The organism is Embleya sp. NPDC056575, from assembly GCF_042793325.1.
In the GTDB taxonomy this organism is placed as follows: Bacteria; Actinomycetota; Actinomycetes; order Streptomycetales; family Streptomycetaceae; genus Embleya.
On sequence record NZ_JBHTVA010000138.1, the window covers coordinates 1 to 9,305 of the forward strand.

At 71.4% G+C, this 9,305-nt stretch carries 6 protein-coding genes; all 6 read left to right on the top strand.

From position 1 onward, the window contains the following. Positions 1-771: 771 nt before the first annotated feature. A complete protein-coding gene (locus ACFRCG_RS47795) occupies positions 772-1,233 on the top strand; it encodes a hypothetical protein (protein ID WP_380042967.1) in 462 nt (153 codons plus the stop codon). Between the two features lie 431 nt (positions 1,234-1,664). Then, a complete protein-coding gene (locus tag ACFRCG_RS47800; RefSeq protein ID WP_380003988.1) occupies positions 1,665-2,435 on the top strand; it encodes an SDR family NAD(P)-dependent oxidoreductase in 771 nt (256 codons plus the stop codon). A gap of 1,019 nt (positions 2,436-3,454) precedes the next feature. After that, positions 3,455-4,717 carry a hypothetical protein gene (locus ACFRCG_RS47805; protein ID WP_380042968.1) on the top strand — a complete coding sequence of 421 codons (1,263 nt, stop codon included), beginning with the start codon at positions 3,455-3,457 and terminating at the stop codon, positions 4,715-4,717. 146 nt (positions 4,718-4,863) lie between these two features. Continuing rightward, positions 4,864-5,346 carry an NUDIX domain-containing protein gene (locus ACFRCG_RS47810; protein WP_380042969.1) on the top strand — a complete coding sequence of 161 codons (483 nt, stop codon included), beginning with the start codon at positions 4,864-4,866 and terminating at the stop codon, positions 5,344-5,346. A gap of 301 nt (positions 5,347-5,647) precedes the next feature. Beyond that, positions 5,648-7,609, top strand: coding sequence for an IPT/TIG domain-containing protein (locus ACFRCG_RS47815; protein ID WP_380042970.1), 1,962 nt, complete (start codon positions 5,648-5,650; stop codon positions 7,607-7,609). 324 nt (positions 7,610-7,933) lie between these two features. Next, entirely contained in the window at positions 7,934-9,226 is a 1,293-nt protein-coding gene (locus ACFRCG_RS47820; RefSeq protein WP_380042971.1) for a low temperature requirement protein A, read from the top strand. Positions 9,227-9,305: the final 79 nt, after the last annotated feature.

Genomic DNA, 9,305 nt, shown 5'->3' on the forward strand with positions numbered 1-9,305 from the left:
CAGCCCGGGTCGTGGGCGCTGACGCGCCTGGGGGTGGGTGGCTCGTGGACGTCCGAGTCGGGGACGGCGGCCTCGGGCTTTGGTGCGTCGCGCCGGCTGTGGTCGACCCGCAGCCGGTTCGCTCCGCTCCTCCGACCCACACGTCGCGGCTTCGCCGCACTCCGTGCTCCGCACGGCGATCACCACGCGTTGGCCCATGGTCGTTGGCACTGACGCGCCGGGGCATGGGCGGCTTGTTGGGCTGCCCTGGTTGCGAGGCCGGCCCGGGAGGTTCTACCGCGTCAAGCCGGCTGCGGTTGGCTCCCGGCTCGTGGGTGCTGACGCGGCTGGGTGTGGGCGGCTCGGCGGACCTCCAGTCGGGGCGGGGGCCAGGAGCGCCGGCTGTGATTCGCTCCCGGCCGGAGCGTGGGCCGGGCCGGTGTGGTGCCCGACCGTGGACGGCGTGACTGGTGGGTGCGGACACGGTTGAGGGGGGCGGCTCGGTGGATGCCCGGGGCGGGGAGGGCAGCCTGGAAGGTTCTCGCGTCGCGTCCGCTCCGGACGGCGTGCGAGGGCCGGGCCGGTGCGGTGCTCATCGTTGACGGCCCGACGCGTGGGTGTCGACGTGGTCGGGGCGGCCGGGCAGTTCGTACGGGCCGGGTCCGCGGGTGATGAGCCGGGTGGCCCGAACGAACTACGCACCGGGTCGGATGAATCGACCGTGGTCTCGATGCCAGACTCGGGCGTCGGTTCGGTGCCGAGGTCGGGGGACGAGCGCATGGACGAGGCCGGATGACGGACACGGCGCGACGGGTTGTTGTGGGGCTCACGGTGGTGGCCGGAATGCTGGTCGGCGCGTGCGGCCTCGGAGACGGTGACGACAAGGACGAAAAGGCGGCGCACCGCTGTGAACCGACGAGTTCCGGCACAGCCGACCTGTTGGCGGTGTTCCCGCAGTTGGGTTCCGTGACCTCCGCCAAGTGGTGCGTCCGGGCCATGGGTACGCCCGATACGGCGCGGGTGACGGTGCCCGGGCCGCACGACTGGGGCTACTACGGCGTCGTTCATCTCGCGGATACCGTCGCCGCGGAAGGGTGGGGGCAGTGGCAGGCGATCGCCGGGCCGCCGATGGAGGAGATGCCGAGCGCCCTGCGTTCGCTCGTACCCGAACATGGCCGGTGGTCGTACAACGGGGCGGGTGCCTACTTGGATCGTTCCTCCGCGACGATCGTCCTCAGCGGGGCATCCGGCTGACGGCTCGGCTTCGGTTGTGTGCATGGTGATCACCACCCGGGCTCCGAGACGGGAACTCCCGTGCTCGCGTAGGGGAGTTCGGCCCCGAGGGGTGGTTCTCCGCTCGGTCGGGTGTCCATCGCTTCGGTAGGGGGCGCACTCGGCCGACGGGGCCGCGCCGTTCGCTAAGACCCGCGGTCCGTCCGTACAGGAGGTGCGGGTCGCCGTTTGGAGACCGAGCTTCGTCGACCGGATGGACGTTCGCATCCAGCGTTGCCGCTTTCGTGCGGCGGCGCATGCCGTCACACCGCCGGTCGGTCGTCGGTGTCGAGTGGGGAAGTGGGTCTGGTTTCCCCAACTCGGCTGTGGCACGATCCGTCACCTCTGGTCGTGGGTGCGTTGTCGTGCCCCTTCGATCCGTCTTCCGAATCCTCGTCCGATGGAGTGAACGCATGTCGATAGCTCATGTGTCCGGCCGGTTCGACGGTAAGACCGCGGTGGTCACCGGAGCCGGGTCGGGGGTCGGGCGGGCCACCACGTTGCGGTTGGCGGCGGAGGGGGCCAACGTGTTCGCGCTGGACATCGCGGCGGCGTCGTTGGCCGAGACCGCCGAGGCGGCGGTCGGGCTTGCGGGCAAGGTGGCCACTCGGGTCACCGACGTGGCGGTACGGGACGAGTGTTTCGCCGCGGTGGCGGCGGCCGTGGCGGAGTTCGGTGGGATCGACGTGCTGGGCAACGTGGCCGGCATCGCGCGGGCCGAGCACGTGCTGGAGGTCACCGAGGCGGACTACCGGCGGATGATGGGCGTCAACATCGACGGCTACTTCTTCATGTGCCAGGCGGCCATCCCGCACCTGCTCGAACGGTCCGGCAACGTGGTCAACATCGCGTCCAACGCCGGTGTGATGGGCCTGGCGTACGGCGTCGTCTACACCATGAGCAAGGGCGCCGTGGTCCAGCTGACCCGGTCGCTGGCCTGGGAGTTCGCCAAGCAGCCGCTGCGGGTGAACGCGATCGCGCCGGGTGGTATCGACACCAACCTGGTGGCCAACTACCAGATGCCCGCGGACGTGGACTGGGATCTGGTCGGCCGCGCCATGACGCCGCGCCCGATGGCGCAGCCGGAGGACATCGCGGCGATGTTCTCGTATGTCGCCTCCGAGGAGGCCCGGAACGTACACGGCGCGATCCTGCACAACGACAGCGGTCTGACCGCCGGCTGAGCCGGCGAGACGACGCGGGACGCGGGACGCGGGACGCGGGACGACAAGGCTCGACACGGGACGACACGAGACGACGCAGGACGGTTCGACTCGGCATCGGGCGACTCGAGACGACACGACTCGATACGACTCTCGATACGACTCGACACCGGACGGCGCCGCTCCGACGTGTCCTCGGTCAGGGTCGTCTCGACCCCGTGATGGTCGTCGTGGAGCCGGCCGGGATCGAGGGCACGTCGAACCCGTGGGTGGCTGCGCCGGAGGCCAGGCCGCGTACTACCGGGCCGCGCGAGGTGCGGTCGCGCGGCGGCGCGGGTGAAAGTCGGGCTCCTCGACGACGGCGACGAAGTATTGCAGCGATTGCAGCGACCCCCGCGATGCTCGCGGCCCCCTCACCACCACCGCTGAACGTCGGGAATCGGCCGTCATGTTCGACGGACTCTCCGTCGAGCACACTGGAACTCCCGCTCCCTATACGCGGGTTGATGCGTACACCGACGTGGCCGCGCTGTCCACCGACGAGCCCGTCGCGGCGTTGCGGGACAACGCCGAGCACCCGTGGAAGCCGCCGAGCCGGCCCCGCCGGAGCGGCCGCGCCCGCCGCCGGCCACGATCGGACCCGAGGTCTCCGGCTCTCAAGGCGAACCCGGCCGGTGTGCCCGGCGCCGGCCAGGACATCCTCGGCGCCTTCGGCCGCAGGCTTCACCACCACCTGAGACCCGCCGCCTACACACCGTTCGCGCCCGCCACTCCCGCGCACCCCCGGCATCCGCGCGGCGGCGTGGGTCGGAGTTGCGACGGGCGGGGGAGGAGCGAAGAGTGGTTCTTGTCGATCCATGTGCACTGTTCGATACACGTGCACTGTCACGCGTGCACCGTTCGACACATGTGCACCGTCTTGTGTGCACCGTCGAGGCTCGGGTCTCCGGTGCCCGCAGGCAGCCGCCGCGGCGATCGAGCCGACAGCGGCCGAGCCGACAACGGCACAGCAGCAACGTCCCCACTCGACTGGATTCGTCATGTCCAAAACTGCCCGGCGACAGATATCCCGCATCGTAGGCACGTCCTGTCTGGCTGCCGCACTGGCACTGCCGACCGCCGCCGCCGCGGCCGCCGCGCCCCGGGTCGCCTCGCCCGGTCAGGCCACGAGCCGTGTGCCGGCCGATACCCCCGAACCGCCGAACACCCCGCAGGCGCCGGCGTACACACCGCCCCCGCCCAACACCCCCAACGCGCCGAAGACCCCGAATACGCCGAACTCCCCCAACGAGCCGAACCAGCAGAACACGCCGGGGACGGGGACGCCCGGCGCCCCGGGCACCCCCTCGGCGGGGACGCCGAGCACACCCGGTCCGGGCGGATCGTCGCAGCCGCCCAACCAGCTGCAACAGGCCGCGCCGCCGCCGGATCCGAAGACGGACCCGGACGGCGCGAAGCGGGAGGTCGAGGCCGAGATCGACAAACTGAACGTCCCGCCGGATGTGAAGCAGAAGCTGAAGGAGGGGCTGAACACGGCGGTGAACGCGATCAAGAATCCCTCCACGTCGCCCCAGGACCGGAACATGTACGCCGAGGCCGTCTCGGCGATCAATCAAACGCTGAAGGCCATCCAGGACCCGACGACCTCGGCGCCGGACCGGGCGCTGTACACGAAGGTCGTGCAGGGCGTGAACGAGGCGCTGCGGCGGAGCCAGGACCCGAAGTTGGCCGTGGGGGAGCGAGCCGATTATCTGAGAACCGCGCAGGGTGTGGCCCAGCTCATGGTGCAGCTCCAAAGTCCGACCTTCCCGGCGGCCGACCGGGGGTTCACCATCCAGGTCGTGACGCTGATCACCGACGCGTTGCTCGCCTCCAAGGACCCGAAGACGGCGCCGAAGAAGCCGGTGGACCAGCAGCAGATCCAGAAGGTCATCCAGACGACCGCGACGGCGGCCACGCAGGCGACCGCGACGCTGCAGGACCCGAACGCGTCGCCGCAGGCCAAGGACGCGGCCCGGCAGACCCTGGCCGCGCAGGCAAACGTGCTCCAGAACCCCAAGTATCTGGAGTTCATCAACGAGCTGAAACGCTACAACCCGAGCGCGGAATGCCTCACGACGATCGAAACGCGCACGCGTCAGGCCGGTTGGCCGGACGGATCCCTCTGGGGTCTTGCCGACGACACGTGCAGCGACGCGCTGACCACGGCCGTCGCCGACAGCAGCAGCAAGTGGAACGCGCTGTTCACCTGCGTGCAGCAGAACGCGTTCTCGACCTGTCCGACGTACATTCCCAAGGACTGACCGACTCCCGAGAATCGACCGAAGCGGCTCTCCACGGCCCCGCCGGCTCCTGGCCGGCGGGGCCGTGCCGGCGTTGCGGTGATGGCTCGGCGCCGGGCGTCGTGGAGCCCGACGGGGGTTCGAAGACACCCGCTAGGCTCGACGAAATGACCCGAGACTTCCTGCCGCCCGAGCAGTGGTACGAGCAACTGCCCTCCCTCTACGCCGCCGCCTCCGCGCTGATCACCGACGCCGACGACCGGGTCCTGGTGGTCAAACCCAACTATCGGGACTACTGGAACCTGCCCGGCGGGTTCGTCGACCGCAACGAATCACCCCACGACGCCTGCGCGCGCGAACTGCGCGAGGAACTCGGGCTCGACGTGGCCGTCGGCGAGCTGCTGGTGATCGACTGGGTACCCGAACTCGAGCCCCGGCCACGCCCGTTGACCGGTTGGACGTTCGACGGCGGTACATTCACCCCCGACCGGATCGCGGCCATCCGGATCCAGGAGGACGAACTCGACGACCACGCGTTCGTCACGGTCGAGCGGGCGGCGGAGTTGCTGCCGAGTACGGTCGCCCCGCGCGTGCCCGCCGCGTTGCGCGCCCGGGCCCAGGGCCGGACGGTATACCTGCCCAGGGACTGAGCGGACCGTCCTCGATCCCCGCCCCAACGCCCCCACCCCAACGCCTGTACACCAACTCCCGTCCCCATGAGGCGATTTCGCCGTTAAGGCCGCATCACCGCCCGCCGACCCGGTACGTTTCGGGCGATGCACCGACGAATCGCGGTCCGTGATTCGCGGCCGTCCGGCACCACGACTCGGCACCGTTGCCGGGCGTGGCGCCGGATTCGGGTGGGGGCCCGAGTGCTGCACTGCGGGGTGGGGATCGGTGTGCCCCGATGGAGCCGGCCGGGTGCGCTCCATCGTCAGGGAGGGGATCCCGATGTCACACGATCTCGCAGAACCCGCCGACCGGTTACGGCACCCGCGCCGCCCGGCCCGGCCTCACCGTCCACCGACCCGCCCCGCGCCGCCCGGCCGGCTGATCGCCCTCGTCGCCGTCGCGGCCCTCGTGCTCGCCGGCCTGATCGCCCAGGCCGTACCCGCCGCCGCGGCACACCCGGGCGTGGCCGTCTACGTGGCCAACTCCGGCTCGAACACGGTCTCGGTCATCGACGCCGCGAACAACACCACCACGGCCACCGTCCCGGTGGGCCGGGGCCCGTACGGGCTCGCCGCGAACCACGCCGGCACCCGGGTGTACGTCGCGAACTTCGACTCCGGCGGCATCTCGGTGATCGACACCGCCACCGACGCGGTCGTCGCCACGATCGCCACCGGCGGTGCGCCGTTCGCGATGGCGGTCGACCCGACGGACACCCGGCTGTACGTGGCCCAGGGCAACTCCGTCCTCGCCGTCGACACGGCGACCGACACCGTCGCCGCCACGATCGCGGTGGGCACCAGCCCGATCGCGGTACTGGTCGCGCCGGACGGGGCACACGTGTACGCGGTCAACAACGCCGGACGCAGCGTCTCGGTGATCACCGCCGCGACCGGTGTCGTCGGCACGACCATCACGCTGCCCGGCACGCCCGACGGGGCCGCGCTCAGCCCCGACGGGCGTCGGCTGTACGCGGTCGACAACCAGTCCGGACTGTGGACGCTCGACCTGACCGCCGGCGGCCTGCTCGTCGCGACCGTGCCGATCACCGACGCCAGCAATGTCGCGGTGGACCCGACCGGAAGCCGGGCGTACGTCTCCGCGTTCCCGGCCGAGGTCAAGGTGGTCGACCTGGCCACGAACACGGTGGTCGACAGCGTGGCGGTGGGCGCGTACCCGGCCAACCTGACCCTGCACGTCGCGGGCCGATACGTGTACACCACCAACACCCAGTCCGGCGACGTGTCCGTGATCGACGGCACGACCGACACCGTGGTGGCCACCGTCCCGGTCGGCTCCACCCCCTACGGCGTCGTCGTCGTCGGCGTCCCGCAACCGCGCACCGTCACCTCGGTGCGCCCCAACTCCGGCCCCACGGCCGGTGGTACCTCCGTGACCGTCACCGGCACCCACCTGACCGGCACCACCGCCGTCGTGTTCGGTACGACCCCGGCCGCCGCGTTCACCGTCGTCGACGACACCACCCTCACCACGATCGCGCCCCCCGGCGCACCCGGCACCGTCGACATCACCGTGTCCGGCCCCGGCGGGACCAGCGCGACCTCGGCCGCCGACCGCTACACCTACCTGCCCGCCCCCACCGTCACCGCGGTGAGCCCGAACTCCGGCCCCGACACCGGCGGCACGGTGGTCACCGTCACCGGCACCGACCTCGCGGGCGCGACCGGCATCACCTTCGGCCCGGGCCGCCCCGCCACCGCCGTGTCCTGCACCGCCACCACCTGCACCGCGACCGCGCCACCCGGTCCGGCCGGCCAGGTCGACGTCCGGGTGAGCACCGCCGGCGGCACCAGCGCGACCGTGCCGGCCGACCGCTACACCTACATCGCGAGCGCGGCCGACGTGTCGGTGGTGCTCCAGGCCAACGGCGTCGGCGGCCTGTTCGGCGCACACATCGACTACACCGTCACCGTCACCAACCGCGGCCCGAACGCACTCGCCTCGGCGACCGTCACCGCGTCGCTGCCGTCCCCGATGACCGCGACCTCACCGGACTGCGCGGTGGCCAACCGCACGGTCACCTGCACGGTCGGCCCACTGGCCAAGGGCGCGGCAACCACCCGCCACTTCACCGCCCCGGTCGACCTGCTCAACCTGGGCCTCGGCTACGAGGTCACCGCGACCCGCACGGCGAGCACACCCAACGACCCCAACCCGGGCAACAACTCCTCGTCGGCATCGTGCACGGTGGTCACATCGCTACTGATCCTGTGCTCGTAAGCACCTGAGCCCAAGCGCCCAGGCGCCAAGCGCCCAGGCATCAGGCGCCCGGGCACCAGGCACCCCACCCCCGCGGCGGACCGGAAATCCGGTCCGCCGCAGCACATCCCGGCCCATCTCCGCGCGTCCGGGATACGCCGACCGCGAACGTGATGACTTCCGCTGTCCCGGAACGCGCCGCGCGGTGATGATGGGCCCTCGCACGTACGACCCGAACTCGACCACCCGCGCAGGTTCGGGCGGCCCGACCGGCTCGCGGCCGGTGGCCGCGACGCGTGTCGGGATCGAAGGACGCATGCTCGCAAGACACCTGGAAGTGACCGCATGAACCCCTCCCCGGCCCCACCGGACCGCGACCCGCACGACCACCCGCCAATCACCACCGCCGCCGGGCCGGCCACGGCCCCCGCCGAGCCGGCCCTCTCCATCCCCATGGACCTCCCGCACGACCCGATCGAACCCCCCGACGAGCCGGCGCAGTCCACCGGCGTCACGCCGATCGAGCTGTTCTTCGACCTCGTCTTCGTCTTCGTACTCACCCAGGCCACTCACCAGGTGGAGTCCCATCCGGGCTGGTCCGGCCTGTTCCAGGGGATGTTGCCGCTGGCCGCGCTGTGGTGGATGTTCGGCGCGTTCAGCTGGCTGACCAACGCGGTGCGGCCCGACGCGGTGGTGCATCGGCTGCTGCTCGCGCTGACCATGACCGCGTTCTTCGTGATGGGCCTGGACCTGCCCTACGCGTTCGACCCCGACGGCTGGGCGTTCGGACTCGCGTTCCTCGTCGCGGTCGGGATGCACGTCGCCCTGTTCCTGACCGCCGCCGAGCCGTCGGCCCGCGCCGGGATCCTGCGGCTGGCCCCGTTCAACGCGGTCGGCGGCGTACTGATCCTGATCGCGCCGCACCTGTCCGACGTCGGGACCTGGGTGTGTTGGGCCGGTGCGGTGACGGTGTTGTACCTGTCGATGGTGATCGGCCGGATCCGCGGATTCGTGGTCGAGCCGCACCACTTCGTGGAGCGCCACGGCCTGATCATCCTGATCGTGCTCGGCGAGTCGGTCGTGGCGGTCGGCATCGGCGCGGGCGGGCGACCGGTCGACTGGAGGCTCGCGGGGGGCATCCTGCTCGGCATCGCGGTCGCCACCGGCATCTGGTGGACCTACTTCGGCGGTGACGACGAACGCACCGTACGGGCCATGTCCGAGGCGTCGGTGGAGCGCCGGCAGATGCTCGGGTACGTGGCGTTCGGCCTGGCCCACGCGGTGATGATCGCGGGCATCGTGCTGGTCGCGGCCGGCATCTCCGACGGCATCCACCACCTGGGCACCGACACCAACCGCTGGTGGCTGGGCACGGGTGTGGCCGTCTTCCTGCTCGGCCACGCCTGGCATCGCCACGTACTCGGCACCGGTTCGATCGCGGCACGGATCGGCGCGGCCGTCGTGGTCGTACCGCTGACCGCCCCACTGGCCGGCGCCGGTTGGGCCACGCTCGCCACCGCCACGGTCGTACTCGCCGCCATGACCGTGGCGGACCACCTCCTGCAACTCCGCATGGTGATGCCGAGGGAGGAGCGGGAACCCACGGAACCCAGGGAGCAGCAGCCGGTGGCGACCTGATCCCACCGACCGCGGATCCCACCGACCGCGCGCCACCCACCACACCCACACGACGGCGGGGTGTGCCCGCGCCGAAGCC